The following is a 20,791-nucleotide window of genomic DNA, read 5'->3' as shown; positions in this document are numbered from 1 at the left end:
ATCGCTTTTTTTTAAAATTTAACTTTAACGCCAAAAGTAATAGTTGTTAAAGGTGCATAAAGACCTCTACCTGTATTACCTGTTTCACTCGTTGTTGGGTTAAAACCATCTCTTTTACTAAAGATAAATAAATTATCCCCAGATACAAAAAGATTAACTAAGTCTATACCCATATTATCTAAACTACTCTTAGGAAAAGTATACCCAAGAACTACATTATTTAATGCTAAGAAATCAGATCTTGTTAAAAATCTTGTAGATGTAGAAATACTCTGCTGATCTAAACCATCTGCAAGTCTTGGCACATTGGTGATGTCACCAGGTTGTTGCCAACGATTTCTGATATCAGTATGATAGTTATTACCTGCAGCACCAAATCTATCTTGCATTAATTCTGCATATTGTGCATCATAAGCCCATCCACCTAATGAATAAGTAAATTGAGTAGATAAATTCCAATTCTTATAATTAGCGCTTAATCTGAATGCACCTGAAACATCTGGTATACTTGATTTATCAACAAACTTACTTGTAGCTTCTGCATATTGCTTAGTGGTTGTTCTTCTTAAGTTAGCATCAGGGTTGGCGTCTCTGTATATTGCAAGGTTTGTATTACCATCAAATGCTCCTGTAGTAGCATTTTGACCAACACCTTCGCCTAAGTCTAGTACACCATTACCATTTACATCATCATAATAGACATACCACATTGGTGCACCATCGGAAGGATCTACACCAGCCCATTCTCTCATAAAGAAGTCAAAAATTGAGCGACCTTCCGCTAAACCATATCTAGCAAATTCTTGCTGCCAAACAGCTGGTTCTCCGGTCTGCACATCTATTGGCATCTCTCTCATTTCATTATCATACATCGCACCATTTACATTAAGATCTAATTTAAAATCTTCGGTTTTTACAATATGACCTGTAAAATCAAATTCTAAACCATAGTTTCTTAAAACACCGTCGTTAACTAGAATAGTACCACCACCAATTGGAGCAGCTGATAACGACACTGCCTGATCAAAGAATAGGTTATCTGTATCCTTAACAAAGTAGTCTATATTAACATCTAAGAAATTACCTAATGTAGCTTCTAAACCTACTTGCCATGTTTTTGAAATCTCCCAAGTAACAGGCTCTCTTAAATCATCTGGTGCTATAGATATACTACCATTTAAGTTTTGCGCTTCAAAAGTGTTTTCACCAGTGTAAAAAGAAACACCTGCTTCATCACCAGCAATACCGTAAGATGCTTTAAGCTTTAAGAATGAAATTAAATTACTATCTGAAAGAAAACCTTCATTAGATAAAACCCAAGCCACACCAACAGAACCAAAATTATCCCATCTATTTGCTGGATCAGCAAATCTTGAGGAACCATCACGTCTAAACGAAGCCGTAAAGAAATATGTATTTCTAAAGTTGTAATTAGCTTGTCCGAAATACGACTCTAATGTACGCTCTCTAGCAAAACCTGTTGGTAATGAAAGATTATTTACATAATTATCTAGCTCATAAATACCTGGTATAACAGAACCCCCTTTGAAAACAGTTTCTTGAGATTGACGGTAATCGTTAGTTTCATGCGCGGCTAATACTTCTACATTATGATCACCAAATTGGTTGTTATATCGTAAAAGTTGCAAGAAGTTATAGTTGAATCTTTCAGTATCTCTTATAAATAGATCACCACCATTACCTACGGCTACACCATAAAATTGGTTACCAGCAGATTTGAATACATCGTTGAAATACTGAGCACCAAATGATGTTTCAAACTTCAAGTTATCAGTAATTTTAAAGTCTGCTTTAAAACTACCGTTGAATTCATGTCTTTCAGAACCATTGAAATCAAAAAGAGCTGAACCAATAGGGTTTAATAAATCCGCATTAGGTCTTGATCTAAATCCTGATGGCGTACCATAATCGTATTGATTTCCACCAAAAATTGGATCTGGCACTAACTGATAATTATTATCTCTTAGAAAGACAGGGAAGAACGGTTGCATCTTATCTGCAAACTCAAAAAGATTTTCAGCACCATCTGTTTGACCATTGTTTAAACTTTTCGAATAAGCATAACCTAAATTGGAAGTAACAGATAGCCACTCCTTAACTTTAGACGTAACGTTTAATCTACTTGTATATCTTGTATAATTTGTATTAATAGCTACACCGTCTTGATCTAAATAACCACCAGAGATGAAATATCTTGTGTCTTCGTTACCACCACCCATTCTAAAATCAACTTGAGTTCTGTAAGAATCACTGATAGCAGCGTCTTCGTAACGTTGTGGCGTATAACGTCTTGTTACACCATTTCTCACAGTTCTTGTAGCAGGATCAATAAGTTCCCCAACATTGTTTACATTCCACATGTTATAGCCAGGATCCACAACATTAGGTGAGAATAAATTTGCGTTTGCGACACCAACAGGATCTGCAACACCGTCAGCAATTGCTCTACCGTACAAACCTTCCCACACATAACCTATAGCTTCTTCAGGAGATCTAACCACATCGTATCTAGGAATAGCCTGTGTATTTATACCTGTTCTAACATCTACCTCTATGTAAGACTCATTAGCACTACCAGATTTAGTAGTAATTAATACTACTCCATTAGCACCTCTTGACCCATAAATGGCTGTTGCAGTTGCATCCTTTAATATTGTAGTACTTTTAATATCACTTGGGTTTATGGCATTTAAACTTGTTGCGCTAAAAATAGGCACACCATCTATTACATAGAGTGGAGATCTGTTTCCATTAACCGAAGCAAAACCTCTAATACGTACAGTTGAAGTTGTACCTGGCTGACCCGATGTATTAATAACTGTTACACCTGCTGCCTCACCCGCTAATGACTGCGTTACATTAGAATAATTTTTGGTTTCAATATTTTCTGTTTTCACCACACTAGCGGTACCAGCAAATGATTGTTTTGTTGTTGTACCGTAACCAATAACTACAACTTCATCAAGAGTGTTACCTTCTTTCAGAACAACATCATACACATTAGATGCGCCTATCGTTACCTCAACAGGCTCCATACCAACGTAAGATATAACTAAAACATCTCCTGAGTTGACTCCAATAGTATATTTACCATCAAAATCCGTTTGAGCACCTTTTGTTGTACCCTTTACAATTACACTAGCTCCCGGAAGGGGTAAACCATCCGATTCTGTAGTAACTGTACCTGTGACCATTTTTTCTTGTGCAAAAGAAAATTGCATCACGAACGCCATAAAAAGCGTTAATAACCATGTTAACTTTAATTTCATAAAACAATTATTTGAGTTAGTCTAGTTGCAAACATCTTAATTAAATATTAAATAAACAAGCGTTTTTGCCAAAAAAATGTTAATGGTTTTGCGATTTCATCAACAAAACTTAATTAATACTTAATTAGTGTTTTTTGACGCTTAACTCATTACGTAGATACCAAAACTGTAAAAGGGTTGCGTTAAAATTTTAACTTTGTTCAAATTTTAACATTTTGGTCTTAAAAACTCAATTCTCTAATTTTGATTTGGAATGTGGCACAGACGAGGCAGGCAGAGGGTGTTTAGCTGGTCCTGTTACTGCTGCAGCTGTCATATTGCCTTCAAACTTCAATAATAGTATACTAAACGACTCTAAACAACTTTCGGAAAAAAAAAGAATGATGTTAAAACCTATAATAGAAAGAGAGTCTTTGTCTTATGGTGTACAACACATTTTTGAAGACGAAATAGACACAATAAATATATTAAACGCCTCTATAAAAGCTATGCATGGATCTATATCACAACTTAACACGAAACCAGATTATATCATTGTGGATGGAAACAAATTTAAATCCTATAATACTATACCACATCAAACTATTATAAAGGGAGATAGTAAATATCTGAATATTGCTGCTGCATCAATTTTAGCAAAAACATATAGAGATCTTTATATGGAGAAAATCCATGAAGAATTTCCAATGTATAATTGGAAAAAAAATAAAGGCTATCCTACCATAGAGCATAGAGCTGCAATAGAAAAATATGGTATAACAAAATATCATAGAAAATCGTTTAGATTATTGCCAGAGCAATATCTTTTAGATTTATAACTTTTTATATTTGTACATATCTCTTTACTTATGAAGCACTTTGGATTTCTATTGATTTTACTTTCTGTTTTAATGTCTTGCCAAAAAGACTATAATTCTTCAAAATCTCCATGTATATTTCTACCTTCAGAAACCGAAGTTGTTTTTTCCATTAATGAGCTACGTGATTTTACAAATAGCATTAAAAAACATAAAATTTTATCCAAAACATACAATGGAGAGTTAACTGAGACTTCTACTGTACTCAAAAATATGAATCCAACAGATAAAGTATACGTTGCATTCTTAAACGAAACCAACACAGAGTACCTCGTTTTAACTAAGAACGACTCCACCGTATTTATGATTGATTCCTTACCAAATCATATTTCAGAAAACCTTAAAGAATTCAATATTGCAAAAACCCAAATCGACTCTACTATATTTTATCACAAAAGCCTAAACAATGTTTTTGCTGCTTCTAATAGTTTAGAAGTTTTGAAAAATTTAAAACCAAGCGAAGGCAATCAAAAGCTAGTCGATTTAATTGAAACTACTGACAATCGCACTATTGCTTCAGTGTTATATAAAACAAATACAGCAAATCTATCTAAACTACAATTTTCAGAAACGATTAAAAATTCAAGTAGCAGCTATACATTACTTGACTTGAATTTTTCTGACGACAACATAAACTACAACGGTATTATGACCTCTTCGGATTCTATATCACAATTGCTAGACTGCTTTAAAAATACTATACCTCAAAATATAAACAGCTTGAACATAGCATCAGCAAATACTAAATCACTGTTCAGTATCACTTTTGATGACTATTTAAATTTTATTAACAACTTGAATAAGTTAAAAAATGTAGTGCCAAACAGCACTAAATCATTTTTAAACTTTACAAACGAAATTGCTTTAGCAGACAACTCGCTCATCCTTCATTCCTTAAATGCAGAACTTGTTATTGAATCCATTGAAGATAAATCAATTACCGAAACTTTCAGAGATATTGATATTTATAAATTTGAGAATACTGAGTTTTTCAAATATAGATTAGAACCAATTATTAGTTATGAAGCTGCTAACTTCTTTTTTAAATACGAGGATTATATTGTTTTCTCAGATTCCATCGAAACATTAAAATCATTACTTTCTGATGCATTAAACAATAATACTATTGCTAATTCTAACGCCTATAAAAACATCAGTTCTAATTTAAGTGATGATGCCTCAATCTTCATTTATAAAAACAACGAAGCACTTTCTGGACATTTAGGCATCGACACAAAAAACTATCATGCCAACGCGGTACAGTATGTTTATGAAAACAATTATGCGCATGTGAATGGTGTAATAGAAGAATTCAAAAAGAAAGCAGCTTCAAATTCAGTAACAGAAACATTTACAATAGCTCTTGATGCTCAAATTGTATCACCGCCTCAAACTGTAGAAAATTATACCAACAACACACATGATATTGCGGTACAAGACACCAACAATGTATTGTATTTAATTTCAAATTCTGGTAATGTACTTTGGAAAAAACAACTTCAAGGAAAAATACTTGGAAAAATAGAGCAAATAGACACCTATAAAAACGGAAGACTACAATTAGCTTTTGCAACACCAAACCGTCTATATGTTTTAGACAGAAACGGTAATGATGTGTCTCCTTTTCCGAGAAAATTTAATGACGAAATTACACAACCCTTATCGGTTTTTGACTACGACAAAAGAAAAAACTACAGACTCCTAGTTACCCAAGGAAAAAACCTTCTTATGTACGACGCTAAAGGCAAAACCGTCAGTGGCTTTGCTTACAAAAACAACACTAAAAACATAACCTCTCAACCTAAACATTTTAGAATTGGAAGTAAGGATTACATTGTATTCTCTACAGAAGACAATTTAAAAATACTGAATCGACAAGGAGATATAAGAATACGCGTTGATAACAAAATTAGGTTCTCAGATAATGAAATTTACTTGTATCAAAATAAGTTTACTGCTTCTAACACTTTAGGTCAACTTGTACAAGTTGATACTCGAGGAAAAATAAGCCGAAAAGATCTTAACTTAACAGACAAGCACAATATGGCTACTACAAGTAAAACGTTGGTCTCAATGTATGAGAATAAACTTTTTATAAAATCACGACGCATAGATTTAGACTATGGTGTATACACAGCTCCTAGAATTTTTTACTTAAACGATAAAATTTATATTACAACTACAGACTTACAGTCTAAAAAGGTTTATTTATTTGATAGCCAAGCAGAATCAATTCCTAATTTCCCTGTTTTTGGAACTTCTGCTGCAGAATTACAAAAACTAGACAAAAACAAAGGCTTAGAACTAATAACTCAGGCAGATGATAAAACAATAGTTGTTTACAAACTACACTAACTTATTAACCATTTCTCTTTTTCATTTTTAAGTATCAATAGTTATTCATATTTTTAGAGAGCTATTAATCAATTACTTAAAATGAATTTTTTTAAAATTTCCTTCGCTTTTTGCATCTTTCTTATAATTACTCCAACTCTAGATGCACAAACAAAAAAAATTAAACGCCCTAAAAATAGAGTTGGTGTTGCTAGTGTAGATAGTTTTGTTCAAGAGTCGTTCGACTTGTATGATAAAGTTTATAAGTATGATGGTTACGCAGCCTCAGGTAAATCTTTAGATGATGATGATATTGATGTGCTAGAAGAAGCTCTGGGAGAGATGTCTTCACTGAGCGAAAGTGCGCCAGACATTATAAACGACTTAGACGGTGTTGGTGTTTTAAAGCAAGGAAAAGCCACCTTGCAAATGAACAAGGCAAAGAAAGCCTTAAAATACAGCATAAAAACAGCTAAAGAACTTCTTCTGGGACAGCGTGAGCGTGAAACTGAGCATGAAGAGGATACCAAAGAATCTAATGACAAACCAGAAGATAAAACCAATAGTGATTCTGGTAACACAAATGATGCTATTGAAGAAACACCATCAAATGTTTCTGATGGTTTAGAAGTGTATAGTAAATACGATTTTGTTCCTGGTGACAAACTTCTGTTTTTTGATGATTTTTCAAATGATTTTATTGGAGATTTACCAAGTAAGTGGAATACGAATGGCTCTGGTAATATCGTAAAATTCAATAAGGTAGAAGGTAATTGGTTTGAGTTAAAAGCAGGTTACAGACTATACGCCATACCAGATCTTAGTCAACTACCAGAAGACTATACTATAGAATTCGATTTACTCACATCTGGCGTTAGCAATAAAACGTCCTCTGGCGCAAGACTTCACGTTATATTAAGTGATGCTAACACATTTTCAAACGGAGAAACCCACTATGCATCTGTTTCACTTCCGTTGGGTCAGTATGCACCTTTCAACATAGATACTTATAATTATTTCAATGGCAAAGCTGGCATGATTAACTCTGGTCTAACTGCTGATATAAGAGACGAAGTAAAAAACCAACCACATATTGCTATTTCTGTGACAAAAAAACGTTACAGACTCTGGGTTAACGAAGTTAAATATGTAGATATTCCAAGATTTATTGAAGAGCTTAACGTGCTTAATTATTTAAAATTTCATGTGTATGGACTAAAGGATGGTGAAGAACGCGTTTTTATAAAAAATATTAAAGTTACCGAAGGCGGTGTTGACTTAAGACGCAAACTAATGTCTGAAGGCAAGATTTCTACCAATGGTATCTTATTCGATTCGGGTTCTGCCAACATACAACCGCAGTCACTAGGTATTGTACGCCAAATATCGCAAGTGTTAATGCAAGATGACAGTATTAAACTCAACATTGTTGGGCATACAGACTCTGATGGCTCCGACGACTCAAATCTTAAGCTTTCTAAAGACAGAGCCGAAGCCGTAAAAAACGCTCTGGTTAATATCTACAACATTTCGGCAGATCGCCTTACTACCGACGGCAAAGGAGAAACAGAACCTGTTGCAGATAACGGTACTGCAGATGGAAAAGCACAAAACAGACGTGTAGAGTTTGTAAAAATATAACGGTAACCAAATCTCAAAGTCCCTGAGTCTGAAAACGCCAAATTTATTTTGGCGTTTTCTTTAGTTTTAAGCCCTACCTTTTGTAGTATTGCATACACTTATTTTCTTATTAATTTACCGATGATAAAACGACAAAAAGCGGCAATAAAACATTGCATTATTCACAAAGTTGGCAACAAGTTTAATGATACAAAAAACGCGTTTTCAGATGCTGCTGTGCATTTTGACGAAGCTACTTACAATCTTATGCTGCCTTACTTACTAAAACCCTTTGTAAGTGTTGCAGAAAGTTATCGTTTTCATCACCATAGCAATGTTGGGCTCAATGAAATCAACACCTATTCTGATCAACTTTTTAAAGAAGAAGCTGATTTTGTAGAAACGTCTAAACACATCGTCACACATCTTTATGAACAAAGTAATTCAGCTCAAATAAAAACAGGAGATGTATTGGTTTGTCATTTTGAAAATATACAGTACGAAGACTTCTTTGTAGATGCTATTGGTATTTATAAAATTGAAAACAAAACCGAGTTTTTTCAGACGTATTTAGAGTCTGGCAACTATGACATTTTGGTACAAAAGGGCATACAAGCTAAGAAAGTAGATAAAGGATGTCTGATTCTGAATACTTCGGACATGGAAGGTAAAATAGTATTTAGTGTAGATAACAACACCTACGATACGCAATACTGGATTAAAAGCTTCCTAAACATTAAGTATCCTGACGATAGCAATCAACACACCAAGAATTGCATAGAGCTTTGCAGAGAGTTTTCTAAAGAGGTTTTACAACCCAATTTTGGTGGACAAGAGCAAAGTAATTTCTTAGCAAAGACAGTAGATTTTTTTAAAGAAAATGAAATTGTAAATATTGAAAACTTTAAAGAAGAAGTGTTTGAAGAAGAAGACCAAATACAACTTTTTGAAGACTATAAAAAAACCTACGAAGCCGAAAACAACGTACTGATTAGAAACCAATTTGATGTCTCTGAACGTGTCTTAAAAAAGCAAAAGCAAAAGATAAAACCCGAAATAAAACTAGACACCAACATACAAATAAAGCTCGATGTTGATGCACCAGATGCTTCTGCTGAATATTTAGAACGTGGTTATGACGAGGAGAAGAAAATGCACTACTATAAAGTGTTTTTTAATGAGGAGGCTTAGATTAGTTTTTTTAGGAATTCTGAGCTGACTTCATCTACAATTTAGACACCTAGTTATAATTGGCTACAAATAGTCGTTTTTAACGTATATAACTAATCACATTCAATGTAATTACTTAATTTTATGATATGGACTCAAACTTAGTATCTGCAATAATTGGTGCAGGAGCAACTTTATTCGCCGGAATAATAACCACATTCGGAAAAGAAATCAACTCTCATCGCAAAATTAAACAATTGGGATATCCTGATATTAAAGGGCATTGGAAGGCTTCTTGGTTTATAGACAACATTAAAGAGGTTTATCTTGAGGATACTGTTGTGATAAATAAAATTAAAGGAATTAACATTTATGGCGAAGGAATTAACCATGTTAACGGGAATTATCCAATATCTGGAAAATTTTCTAAAAACTTAATTCTTAATTTTATTTATGAATCAAGCAAAAACTACATCTCGCTATCAGGTGTGATAATACTTAAAATAAATCCATTGGGAACAGAATGTAAAGGGCGATGGTACGGTTACACAAAAGAAGATGAATTAACAGGTGGTGATGTATTATGGAAAAAAATATAAATTAGAATAAAAACTGGTCAAAGTTTTGGGAATGGTTCATTTAACATATTTGCTAAATATGATATTTATCTATAAATTATAATTAATTCTATCAAATAAAATTTCGGAGGTTAGCCCAAAAAACGCGACGTTATATCTCAGAAGAAAGTGAAAAGTCCTAATTATTTTATCATGATATTAAACTAAACAAACTCAACCTCAAAAAGCACCTTAAAATGCTTTAAAATCTTTTCTTTTACTGCTTTTTCATCAACAGTTTCTATACCGAGTTCATTATTTAAAGATGTGACAGCTTTCCCTCTAATTCCACAAGGAATAATATTATCAAAATAGCCTAAATCGGCATTTACGTTTAGCGCAAAACCATGCATAGTAACCCAACGGCTGGCACGTACTCCCATAGCACAAATTTTTCGTGCAAATGGAGTGCCAACATCTAGCCAAACACCTGTTTCACCAGGACTACGTTCGGTTTTTAAACCATACTCAGCCAATGTAAGAATAATGATTTCCTCTAAAAATCGCAGGTATTTGTGGATGTCTGTAAAGAAATTATCCAAATCTAAAATAGGATAGCCTACAATTTGTCCAGGACCATGATACGTAATATCTCCACCTCTATTAATTTTGTAGAAGGTTGCACCTTTCTCTGCTAATTGCTCTTCTGAGAGCAACAAATTAGACAAGTCTCCACTTTTACCCAAAGTGTACACATGTGGATGCTCTACAAACAGAAAATGGTTATCGGTTGCTAAGCCTGCATCTTCTCTCCTATTCTTAATTTTAGTATCTAAAATGGCTTTAAAAAGCGTTTCCTGATAATCCCAGGTGTCTTTAAAATCTTTTAAGCCTAAATCTTGAAGTTTTACAGTTTTATTCATCAACAAATTTCACGTTCGCATCTAGTAACTTTGGGTTTTTAAGATACTCTACCCAATTGGTTTTGTAAGTCACTGTTTTTCTATCATCAGAGAATTCAGCACCTTCAATATCTATAGATTTTACAGCTTTTGGGAAGGTTAACTTCACATTATAAAAAGAATCTTGAAAATAAGCTATAAACTGCTGGTTGTTCTCATCGGTTTCATCAAAAAGCTCGTCTACAGCATCTTCTGTTGTTTCGTCTGGCAGTTTAATACTCGTCATTCTAGAAAAACCACCATTAGTATACATGTAAGCTACATCACTATTTTCATTACCCATAAAGTTACCAAGTGGTGAGTTTTCTTTCATAGCATCTACTTGGTCTCCTTGTGCGTTTAAGCTTTGTAATTTTTTAAATTTTTCACTGAGATCTCTTAAATCTTCAATGGATTCAAACTGCATTCCCATACCAAAATTCATAACACCCTCATCCTCATTCACCTGCATTCTCATGTACATATCTTTTACTGCCTCCATAGCTAAACGCTTTTTTTCTGGTAGTGCAGCAACACTATCTTTATAAGTTTCCATAATATCTGCAATCACCATAGTGGTATCCATAACCTCGCCACCTTCTTTCTTTTCTTTATTATCGCCTCCACCCATAGATTTTTCAAAAGCTTTCATAGCTTCACCCATTTCATAAGTAACTAAAAAATCACCAGAACCATCCTGATTAAAAACAATAGATTCGGTAACATTACAACTTGCTATAAAACAAGCAAAGACGATAAGAAGAAATACGTTTTTCATGTGTTTTAAATTGATTTAATCTTTTATGCACTTGTTATATTTCGTCACTTCGAGTGGATTTTTCGATTAAAAATGAGAAAAATTTGTATCGAGAAGTAGGAATTCACTAACAAAAGTTCTCGATATAATTTTTCGTACTTCAAAATCACTCAAACTGACGACTAAAACATTTTTACTCAAAAGCAAAATAGATTGATTTAGTAAAACACAAAGATACGATTAATTCTACTTGTGGTTATAAATGTGTTTTCCACTTAAACGTTTACAAATATTCATTAGATTCAATAAAAAAAGCTCAACATCATATCATGCTGAGCTTTATCTTAAAAATTTCAACTTTTTTAGCTTTCAGAATTATAGAAAAATTGTTCCCGCCATATTTTACCATCCTTTACCTCATAAACAGCAATCTCATTCATTTGAGAACGATGTCCACTAGGTTTGTGTGTTGTATCCATCCAAAATTTAACAGTAAAGTGATTGTCAGCAACCAAAGGATCAGAAACTTCAGTGGCATGTACCTCAAAATTTTCTTGCCACCATTGTCCCTTTTTTTGTATACCTTCAAAACCATGAACTTCTTTCATTGGCTCTGCCATTTCAATACTGGTAATTTCAGGACTATATAGTTCTTCATAGGCCTTATCCTCTTCATTGTTTCTGCAATAGGATACTAATTTCTCTGCAATGTCTTTTGTTGTCATTTTGATTTAGTTTTTTGGTGAATTTAAAGTTATATAATTCTACTTTTAAAAACTCATATTTTCTAAAACAATTAACTAACGTTCTGGATTATTGAGAATTACCAAAGCGGCAATAACTCCCGGAGCCCAGCCGCAAAAAAACAATATAAATGTAATTAGAAAAGATCCACAGCCTTTATCTACAACAGCCAAGGGTGGAAAAATAATAGCTAAAATAACGCGCCAGATACTCATAATTTCGTTTGATGATTTGATGTAGCTGTATGACGCTAGTTTGTTAAAGTTGTTACACTTTTACCTCGGCACTATTTTATTGTTACTTAAAATTGTTTAGTTTCGTTTTATGCGATTTAAATTATTGATTTGCTTTTTATTGATATCGCTTTTTTGTGAGGCGCAATATTCTTTTTCTGGTTATATAAATCCAGAGGAATGGCAAAACACGGTTTACCTTTCTATAGTAGAGGATTACCGTAAAATGTCTGGTGTATATTCCGAACAAATCATTGCCAAAACCTTAGCAGACGAAACAGGTTTTTTTGAGTTTAAAGGAGATATGCTAAGCACAGAAAATCGAATCTATCGCATCCATGTAGACAAGTGCAGCGAAACACAACAAGACATCAACCACTTTAACGGTCACTGCAGTAATAGTGAAGAATTACTATTTATTGCAAAAAACACAGACACCTTAAAATTGCCTTTTTCTTTTGGTAATCAGGTGTTTTGTAAAGTAGAATCCAACAACCCAAGAGCTAATGCATTTTTAAAAATAGATTCCCTTAAAAACGATATGCGTTTTGCTTATGGTGAAGTACGAAGTGAAGCCAACCGAAAACTAAACAATAAAAAGTGGTTTACAACATTACAAGACTACGGAACTGCCTTAAACGAGCCTGTAGCAGAACTTGCCATTTACGCTTATTTATCAGATAGAAGCAGCGATTTACACAGCTATTATGTTGAAGATCTACAGAACAATTCTTATTACGACGATCTTAAGGAACGCTTAGAAACTGCATACCCTAATGCGCCATACACTGCCCAATATAGAAATGAATTAGCGGCTGACCGATTCATGCTAGCATCAACAGAAGACATCAAAAGCGCTTCATTTGATATTTACCTTTACACTCTGCTTGCCCTTTCTTTTATCTTGAATTTGTTTCTACTCTACAGAATGTGGAAAAACAAACAATCTAAATCTGAAGATTTAAAGTCTAAATTATCCAAACAAGAGCAAGTTGTTTTAGAACATTTACTACAAGATAAGACCAACAAGGACATTGCAGAGGCCTTATTTTTGAGTGTTAGCACTATAAAAACGCACACCAACAATATCTACAAGAAGTTGGAAGTACAATCCAGAAACGATGTTAAGTCTTTATTTATCAAATAGTTAAAAAAATCAACCTTGGTTCTAGTACCAATTTCAAACCCTCTTTTTTAAAAATTTTAGCTTCTAAGTTTGAAGTTTGTTTCAAGTATTAATCAAAAATTCTATAACTATGAAACGAACAGTAAACACTATTCTAATTTTAATTCTTTCAGTAGGATTATTCAATGCAACTTCAAACAAAGTTGAAAATAAAACAGGTAAAGTAGCTATTATTTCATTTGAAACTGAAGTCATTGATTACGGAACCATAGAACAGCATTCTGATGGTACACGATTATTTGCTTTTACCAATGAAGGTGACGCTCCATTACTAATTACAGGCGTAAAAACCAGTTGTGGCTGTACTGTACCAAGCTACTCAAAAGCACCTATTTTACCTGGTAAAACTGGCGAATTAAAAATTAAGTACGATACTAAAAGACTTGGTGCTTTTACAAAAACTATAAGAGTCACTTCTAATGCTGAAGAAGGAAACAAAATCCTTAAAATTAAAGGGAACATTGTTGCAGCTAAATAAATATTTATTTCCTTTCAGTTTTGTCATTCTGAACTTGTTTCAGAATCTATTATTGATTTCAATCAAACAAGATCTAAAAACTGAAATAAATTCAGTTTGACAAATTCATCTTTTAATCTCAATAATTTGAGAATTGGTTAAGCTGAACTTTAAAGTTTTGCTCATCCTTCGTTATACCAAAACAGCAAACTAATCTTTCTAAAAAATCAATCATGAAAACGAACATATTTTCACTACTCATCATATCCTTTATCTCAATTCAAATAAACGCCCAAAACCTCAACACAGAAATCACAGAAAATACCGATACACCTTATCTTCTAGGTAAAATAGACAAAAGCGGTTTAGAAAGCGATAATTACAAATCTTGGTTTACCAAAAATTATAATGATTACGAGCCAAATTCAACTATTATCGAAGCCATAGCGTCAGAGTTAAAAAACTACAGCATCACTTTGTTTATGGGTACATGGTGTGGTGATAGCAAAAAGGAAGTTCCAAGATTATATAAAGTTTTAGAAGCATGCAATTATCCTATGGATCAACTAACAGTAGTTGCCGTAAGTAGAGAAGCAGGCATGTATAAACAAAGCCCACAGCATGAGGAAGAAGGTTTAAATATTCATCGCGTACCAACCGTTATTTTTTACAAGGATGGTAAGGAAATTAACCGAATTGTAGAACATCCTGTAAAAACGTTTGAAGAAGATATTCAGAATATCATCACAGTTAATGATTACAAATCCAATTACCAAATCGTAGCTATCGTAGACGATATTTTAAGTAAAAAAGGAACAAAAGGCTTAAAAAGGAAACAAAAAAATCTTTTGAAAAAATACAAAGGTAAAGTAAGCAGTATGTTTGAGCTTAACACCTATGGCAAAATACTATTCAACACCAATCGCATAGAAGAGGTTATTGCCGTGTTTGAACTTAATACAAAACTTTTTCCTGATGAACCAAGAACGTATATGAGTTTAGCCAACACCTTAGGCTTTTCAGGCCAAAAAGAAAAGGCCATAGAAGTCCTTGAAAATGCTGTTGAATTATTTCCGGATAATAACAACCTAAAACAAAATTTAGAGGTTATAAAATCTAATTAAATTAATGTCACTTCGAGTGATTTTGAAGCATGAAAAATTGTATCGAGAAGTTCTATCAAAAGCCATTCAATAATTCTTTGAAATAATGTAATTTTGCATTTTTAAAATAAGCAAGAATGCAACTTTCAGAACAAGAATTAGTAAGACGCCAAAAGTTAGAAAAACTTCGTGCTTTAGGGATTAATCCTTATCCAGCCGATTTATACCCAGTTACGCATACTTCCAAACAGATAAAATCTGACTATGATGAAGGTAAACAGGTAGTTATAGCTGGTCGTCTAATGGCAATTAATGTTCAAGGAAAAGCTTCTTTTGCGCAGTTACAAGATAGCGAAGGGCGTATTCAAGTATATTTTAACAGAGACGAAATTTGCCCAAGCGAAGACAAATCATTGTACAACAATGTCTTTAAAAAATTAATCGATTTAGGCGATTTTATTGGTATAGAAGGCGAATTGTTCACCACCAAAGTTGGTGAAAAAACAGTCATGGTAAAGCAGTTTAAACTGTTAAGTAAAGCTTTAAAACCATTACCAATTCCAAAGCAAAAAGACGGAAAAACCTACGATGCATTTACAGATCCAGAGCAACGTTACAGACAACGTTATGCAGATTTGGCTGTAAATCCGCACGTAAAAGATGTGTTTGTAAAGCGTACAAAATTATTCAACGCTATGCGTCAATTTTTTAATGACGCTGGTTATTTTGAAGTTGAAACACCAATTTTACAACCAATTCCTGGTGGTGCTGCGGCAAGACCATTTGTAACACATCACAACACTTTGGACATTCCGTTGTATATGAGAATTGCCAATGAGCTTTACCTAAAGCGTTTAATTGTTGGTGGTTTTGAAGGTGTGTATGAGTTTTCTAAAAACTTCCGTAACGAAGGTATGGACCGTACGCATAATCCTGAGTTTACAGCAATGGAAATCTACGTTGCTTACAAGGATTACAACTGGATGATGGACTTCTGCGAAAAGTTATTAGAACATTGTGCTGTTGCGGTTAATGGCACTACAGAAGCTACGTTTGGCGAGCATAAAATCAACTTCAAAGCACCTTACAAACGTATTACCATGCGCGATTCTATTTTAGAATTTACAGGTTTTGATATCTACGATAAAACCGAAGCTGAAATTAGAACTGCAGCCAAGGAAATGGGTATTGAAGTAGACGACACCATGGGTAAAGGCAAGTTGATCGATGAGATTTTTGGTGAAAAATGTGAAGGCAACTATATACAACCAACATTCATTACAGACTATCCAAAAGAGATGAGTCCATTGTGTAAAGAACACAGAGAAAACCCTGAATTAACAGAGCGTTTTGAGCTTATGGTTTGCGGTAAGGAAATCGCCAATGCGTATTCTGAGCTTAATGACCCTATAGACCAACGCGAGCGTTTTGAGCATCAGTTAAAACTAGCTCAAAAAGGTGATGATGAAGCAACGGAATTTATTGATTTTGACTTCTTACGTGCTTTAGAATATGGTATGCCACCAACTTCTGGTATGGGAATTGGTATGGACCGATTGATTATGTTCTTAACCAATAACCAAAGTATACAAGAGGTATTGTTCTTCCCGCAAATGCGACCAGAGAAGAAAAAAGTGGATTTAAGCGATAACGAAAAAGCCATTTTTGAAATTCTTAAAAAAGAACAACGAATGGACTTAAATGAACTTAAAGCGCAATCTGGCTTAAGTAATAAAGGTTGGGATAAAGGTATAAAAGGCTTAGGAAAACACGGCTTAACTAAAGTTGAAAAAACTGATGAAGGCTTATTTGTTGAAATGGCATAAACACCAACTAACAACATATAACTTTAAGAAAGGATTTATCGAAAGATGAATCCTTTTTTTATTTAAAATCAATACACATTTTATGTTACAACTTGCGGATTAAAGCTTTTTTATTATTTTCACATTCGCTATGAATCAGCCACTTATCAAAAAATGAAAAAACTCACGCTTCTTTTCGCAATCTTACTTGCTGTGTTTTCATGTGAAAACGATGATGATATAACACCTGTACAAGATCCTTTAGTGATTGCAGAGTTTAGGCCTAATCTTTCAGAATTAAACCTATTTACTGGAAATCTTGGAGATTTAAATAGTTCTTCTCGCGCCTTTAAGTACGAACTTAATTCACAGCTTTTTACAGATTACGCGCACAAACAGCGATTAATTGCGTTACCAGAAAATACTTCAATGCAGTATGATGGTGACGGTTTACCAATTTTTCCCGATAACACTGTAATTGCCAAAACATTTTATTACAATAATGACGAACGCGATTTAACCTTAGGAAAGACCATTATTGAAACACGCGTGCTTATAAAAATTAATGGTGAATGGGAAACAGGTGATTATAAATGGAACGAAGATCAAACAGAAGCTGTATTAGATCTTAACGGAAGCACAGTGCCTGTAACTTGGATTGATGCTGATGGCGAAAGCAACTCAGTAAATTACGAAATACCATCTAACACAGATTGCTTTACCTGTCATCACACTTATGATAATGCAACACCAATTGGACCAAAACTTAGAAATATGAATTTTGAAGTTAATGGATTTAATCAATTAGATGAATTTGTAAATAGTGGTCACTTAACTGGTGTTTCCAGCAGTTCTGAAGTGTCATCAGTAGTTAATTGGAAAAACACATCTGAATCTCTTGAGGATAGAGCTAGATCGTACTTTGACATTAATTGTGCACACTGTCATATCGAAGGTGGTGATTGTGAAGAGGAATCAACATTAAGATTGGCTTTTGACACATCACTAGAAGACTCTAAAATAGCTCAGAGAAAATTCAGTATTTCGTTAAGAATTTCGGAGTATAACGAAGGGTTTAGCATGCCGTTTATCGGCACAACCACAGTACATACGGAAGGTGTAGAACTTTTACAAGCATACCTAGACACGCTGTAACCTTGCGTTAAAAAAATTATAAAGTAGGTTTTAAAACTGAAAGATTCTTAATAGAATCCTTATTTTCATGCAAATTTTTTAAAACCGACACAAAGTGAAACAACTATCCATTAAGCTACTTTTTGTGGCTTCTGCTTTTTTGGCATTCTCGTGCTCTACTGCAAAAAAGGCCAGCAAATCTAAGAAAACTGATGCCACAGCAATGGCAAAACCTGCAGGAAAGAAACCAGGTAAAAATGACCCAAAACCTTATGACAAAGTCATCACAAAAGATGCTATAAGTGATGAAGGTTTATTTACCGTTCACACTTTAGACGATAAGTTCTACTACGAAATACCAGATTCACTTTTTGATAGAGAGATGCTAATGGTAACACGTATTGCTAAAACTGCTAGTGGCCTAGGTTTTGGTGGAGGAAAGCAAAACGAACAAGTTTTACGCTGGGAAAAGAAAGGCAAAAAAGTAGTTTTACGTGTAGTATCTTACAATGTTACTGCTGCCGATTCACTACCGGTAAACGAAGCTGTTAAAAACTCTAATTTTGAACCTGTACTCTTCACATTTCCCATAAAAGCTTACGGTAAAGATTCTACCAGTACAGTTATTGATGCATCACCTTTATTTGAAAAAGATGTAAAATCGCTCGGGCTTCCGACGTTTAGAAGACGACCATATAAGGTTACCAGATTGGAAAGCGATAAATCATTTATTGAGACTATAAAAAGTTACCCTAGAAACATCGAAGCACGTCACGTAAAAACGTATGCCGCTGGTTCTCCACCTTCTAACTCTAGCACAGGTAGTATTTCAATAGAGATCAACAACTCCATGATTCTATTACCAGAAAACCCTATGAAACGTCGTTATTTCGATGAGCGTGTTGGGTGGTTTACAAGCAGTACTACAGATTATGGATTAGAAGATCAAAGAAGTAAATCTTTAACTTATTTAGATCGTTGGAGATTAGAAGTTAGAGATGAAGATATTGAGAAATTTAAACGTGGTGAGCTTGTAGTTCCTAAAAAACAAATTGTTTACTACATAGACAGAGCTACACCTGAAAAATGGAGAAAATACATTAAACAAGGTATTGAAGACTGGCAAGTAGCTTTTGAAGCTGCGGGCTTTAAGGAGGCTATCATTGCAAAAGATCCACCTTCAGTAGAAGAAGACCCAGAATGGACACCAGAAGATGTTCGCTATTCTGTAGTTAGATATTTAGCTTCACCTATTCCAAATGCAAACGGACCTCACGTAAGTGATCCTAGAACAGGTGAGATTTTAGAAAGTGATATTAACTGGTATCATAATGTAATGTCGCTTCTTCGTGGTTGGTTCTTTGTACAAACTGCTGCCATAAACCCTGAAGCTCAAAGTCCTGAATTTAAAGATGAAGTTATGGGACGATTAATTCGTTTTGTATCTGCTCACGAAGTAGGACACACACTTGGTCTTCCACATAACATGGGAAGTAGTGTTGCTTATCCTGTTGAAAAACTTAGAGATGCTGAGTTCACTCAAAAATATGGAACTGCACCATCTATAATGGATTATGCACGTTTCAACTATGTGGCTCAACCTGGCGATGAAGGTGTTGCACTTATGCCCGATATTGGTGTTTATGACAAATACGCAATAGAATGGGGTTACAGACCTATTTTAGACAAATCACCTGAAGAAGAAAAAGAAATCCTTAACCAATGGATTACTGAGCATGAAGGAGACCCAATGTATCGTTTTGGTCATCAACAAGTTGGTGATGTTCACGATCCAAGTTCGCAAACTGAAGATTTAGGTGATAACGCAATGCTTGCTAGTGCATATGGTATTAAAAACCTTAAGCGTATTGTACCTAATTTAATAGAATGGACTACTGAAGCTGGTGAAGATTATGATGATTTACAGGAAATGTATGGTCATGTGGTATCGCAATTTAATAGATACATGGGGCACGTTTCAAATAACATTGGTGGTGTTTATGAACACTACAAAACAGCAGACCAAGATGGTGTAGTTTACACACCTGTACCTAAAGCTCACCAAAAAGAAGCAATGCAATTTATTCAAGAAAATTTATTTACTACACCAGAGTGGTTAATTGATAAAAACATCTTTGACCGCATAGAGTATTCTGGTTCTGTAGAACGTGTTCGTGCTATGCAAGCCAGAACATTAAATAATATTTTAAGCCTAGGTAAAATGCAACGTTTAACTGAAGCACATACCTATGACAGTAATGCTTATGCTTTAACAGATATGATGAAAGATTTACGCAAAGGTGTGTGGAGCGAATTACGTACAGGTAAAAAAATAGACACTTATCGTCGTAACTTACAACGTGCACACATCGATCGTTTAGCGTATTTAATGACTGCTGAAAACCAAAGTGGAAGATCACCAAGTCCTTACTTAAAAATAACAGCTGTAAACACTAGCCAGTCAGATATTAGAGCTGTTGTAAGAGCAGAATTAAAGACTTTACGTTCGCAATTGAGAAATGCTCGTGGTGGAGATGCAATGAGTAGAATTCATATTGCTGACGCGATAGAACGTATCAATGATATTTTAGACCCTAAATAAT

General features: G+C 34.1%; 16 protein-coding genes. 11 read left to right on the top strand and 5 right to left on the bottom strand.

All coding sequences use genetic code 11. The features are described from left to right. Nucleotides 1-11: 11 nt before the first annotated feature. Nucleotides 12-3,290, bottom strand: a complete 3,279-nt coding sequence (locus FC091_RS04425) for a SusC/RagA family TonB-linked outer membrane protein (RefSeq protein WP_138433051.1) — start codon at nt 3,288-3,290, stop codon at nt 12-14. Between the two features lie 215 nt (nt 3,291-3,505). Here FC091_RS04425 and FC091_RS04420 point away from each other — a divergent pair, with 215 nt between their 5' ends. The 5 genes from FC091_RS04420 to FC091_RS04400 all read left to right on the top strand — a co-directional run bounded on the left by FC091_RS04420 (nt 3,506) and on the right by FC091_RS04400 (nt 9,870). Further along, nucleotides 3,506-4,108, top strand: a complete 603-nt coding sequence (locus FC091_RS04420) for a ribonuclease HII (protein WP_138433050.1) — start codon at nt 3,506-3,508, stop codon at nt 4,106-4,108. Nucleotides 4,109-4,138: 30 nt separating this feature from the next. Further along, entirely contained in the window at nt 4,139-6,502 is a 2,364-nt protein-coding gene (locus tag FC091_RS04415; RefSeq protein ID WP_138433049.1) for a ribonuclease HII, read from the top strand. Nucleotides 6,503-6,583: 81 nt separating this feature from the next. After that, nucleotides 6,584-8,122 carry an OmpA family protein gene (locus tag FC091_RS04410; protein ID WP_138433048.1) on the top strand — a complete coding sequence of 513 codons (1,539 nt, stop codon included), beginning with the start codon at nt 6,584-6,586 and terminating at the stop codon, nt 8,120-8,122. 120 nt (nt 8,123-8,242) lie between these two features. Continuing rightward, a complete protein-coding gene (locus tag FC091_RS04405) occupies nt 8,243-9,292 on the top strand; it encodes a nucleoid-associated protein (RefSeq protein WP_076620185.1) in 1,050 nt (349 codons plus the stop codon). A gap of 128 nt (nt 9,293-9,420) precedes the next feature. After that, a complete protein-coding gene (locus FC091_RS04400; RefSeq protein WP_138433047.1) occupies nt 9,421-9,870 on the top strand; it encodes a hypothetical protein in 450 nt (149 codons plus the stop codon). A gap of 182 nt (nt 9,871-10,052) precedes the next feature. Here the strand turns inward: FC091_RS04400 and lipB are convergent, their stop codons facing one another. From lipB to FC091_RS04380, 4 genes are all read right to left on the bottom strand, one after another. After that, the gene (gene lipB, locus FC091_RS04395) at nt 10,053-10,751 is read right to left on the bottom strand and encodes a lipoyl(octanoyl) transferase LipB (protein ID WP_138433046.1); all 699 of its coding nucleotides are present in this window, start codon (nt 10,749-10,751) and stop codon (nt 10,053-10,055) included. Continuing rightward, nucleotides 10,744-11,547 (bottom strand): hypothetical protein, encoded by an 804-nt coding sequence (locus tag FC091_RS04390; protein WP_138433045.1) that lies wholly within the window; start codon nt 11,545-11,547, stop codon nt 10,744-10,746. The genes lipB and FC091_RS04390 overlap by 8 nt, the downstream gene beginning before the upstream one ends. Nucleotides 11,548-11,888: 341 nt before the next feature. Then, the gene (locus tag FC091_RS04385) at nt 11,889-12,251 is read right to left on the bottom strand and encodes a nuclear transport factor 2 family protein (protein ID WP_138433044.1); all 363 of its coding nucleotides are present in this window, start codon (nt 12,249-12,251) and stop codon (nt 11,889-11,891) included. Between the two features lie 75 nt (nt 12,252-12,326). Then, entirely contained in the window at nt 12,327-12,485 is a 159-nt protein-coding gene (locus FC091_RS04380; RefSeq protein WP_138433043.1) for a YqaE/Pmp3 family membrane protein, read from the bottom strand. 109 nt (nt 12,486-12,594) lie between these two features. On the opposite strand from FC091_RS04380, the gene FC091_RS04375 reads away from it, so the two are divergent. From FC091_RS04375 to FC091_RS04350, 6 genes are all read left to right on the top strand, one after another. Next, nucleotides 12,595-13,650 carry a response regulator transcription factor gene (locus FC091_RS04375; RefSeq protein WP_138433042.1) on the top strand — a complete coding sequence of 352 codons (1,056 nt, stop codon included), beginning with the start codon at nt 12,595-12,597 and terminating at the stop codon, nt 13,648-13,650. A 109-nt stretch (nt 13,651-13,759) separates the two neighbouring features. Further along, a complete protein-coding gene (locus FC091_RS04370) occupies nt 13,760-14,167 on the top strand; it encodes a DUF1573 domain-containing protein (RefSeq protein WP_138433041.1) in 408 nt (135 codons plus the stop codon). Between the two features lie 212 nt (nt 14,168-14,379). Further along, nucleotides 14,380-15,270, top strand: coding sequence for a thioredoxin family protein (locus FC091_RS04365; protein WP_138433040.1), 891 nt, complete (start codon nt 14,380-14,382; stop codon nt 15,268-15,270). A gap of 116 nt (nt 15,271-15,386) precedes the next feature. Next, a complete protein-coding gene (lysS, locus tag FC091_RS04360) occupies nt 15,387-17,075 on the top strand; it encodes a lysine--tRNA ligase (RefSeq protein WP_138433039.1) in 1,689 nt (562 codons plus the stop codon). A 153-nt stretch (nt 17,076-17,228) separates the two neighbouring features. Beyond that, complete coding sequence (locus FC091_RS04355) at nt 17,229-18,209, top strand: hypothetical protein (protein WP_246035794.1); 981 nt, start codon at nt 17,229-17,231, stop codon at nt 18,207-18,209. Nucleotides 18,210-18,303: 94 nt separating this feature from the next. After that, nucleotides 18,304-20,790 (top strand): zinc-dependent metalloprotease, encoded by a 2,487-nt coding sequence (locus tag FC091_RS04350; RefSeq protein WP_246035793.1) that lies wholly within the window; start codon nt 18,304-18,306, stop codon nt 20,788-20,790. Nucleotide 20,791 lies beyond the last annotated feature (1 nt).

Source organism: Winogradskyella algicola (assembly GCF_005869935.1).
In the GTDB taxonomy this organism is placed as follows: domain Bacteria; phylum Bacteroidota; class Bacteroidia; order Flavobacteriales; family Flavobacteriaceae; genus Winogradskyella; species Winogradskyella algicola.
This window is presented reverse-complemented; position numbering and strand designations above follow the sequence as displayed.

Bases quoted from the DNA above. Each gene is read 5' to 3' on its own strand.
- FC091_RS04375 (WP_138433042.1), top strand. From the start codon at position 12,595: ATGCGATTTAAATTATTGATTTGCTTTTTATTGATATCGCTTTTTTGT.
- FC091_RS04355 (WP_246035794.1), top strand. From the start codon at position 17,229: ATGAAAAAACTCACGCTTCTTTTCGCAATCTTACTTGCTGTGTTTTCA.
- FC091_RS04410 (WP_138433048.1), top strand. From the start codon at position 6,584: ATGAATTTTTTTAAAATTTCCTTCGCTTTTTGCATCTTTCTTATAATT.
- FC091_RS04405 (WP_076620185.1), top strand. From the start codon at position 8,243: ATGATAAAACGACAAAAAGCGGCAATAAAACATTGCATTATTCACAAA.
- FC091_RS04370 (WP_138433041.1), top strand. From the start codon at position 13,760: ATGAAACGAACAGTAAACACTATTCTAATTTTAATTCTTTCAGTAGGA.
- FC091_RS04385 (WP_138433044.1), bottom strand. From the start codon at position 12,251: ATGACAACAAAAGACATTGCAGAGAAATTAGTATCCTATTGCAGAAAC.
- FC091_RS04390 (WP_138433045.1), bottom strand. From the start codon at position 11,547: ATGAAAAACGTATTTCTTCTTATCGTCTTTGCTTGTTTTATAGCAAGT.
- lysS (WP_138433039.1), top strand. From the start codon at position 15,387: ATGCAACTTTCAGAACAAGAATTAGTAAGACGCCAAAAGTTAGAAAAA.
- FC091_RS04380 (WP_138433043.1), bottom strand. From the start codon at position 12,485: ATGAGTATCTGGCGCGTTATTTTAGCTATTATTTTTCCACCCTTGGCT.
- lipB (WP_138433046.1), bottom strand. From the start codon at position 10,751: ATGAATAAAACTGTAAAACTTCAAGATTTAGGCTTAAAAGATTTTAAA.
- FC091_RS04400 (WP_138433047.1), top strand. From the start codon at position 9,421: ATGGACTCAAACTTAGTATCTGCAATAATTGGTGCAGGAGCAACTTTA.
- FC091_RS04415 (WP_138433049.1), top strand. From the start codon at position 4,139: ATGAAGCACTTTGGATTTCTATTGATTTTACTTTCTGTTTTAATGTCT.
- FC091_RS04425 (WP_138433051.1), bottom strand. From the start codon at position 3,290: ATGAAATTAAAGTTAACATGGTTATTAACGCTTTTTATGGCGTTCGTG.
- FC091_RS04365 (WP_138433040.1), top strand. From the start codon at position 14,380: ATGAAAACGAACATATTTTCACTACTCATCATATCCTTTATCTCAATT.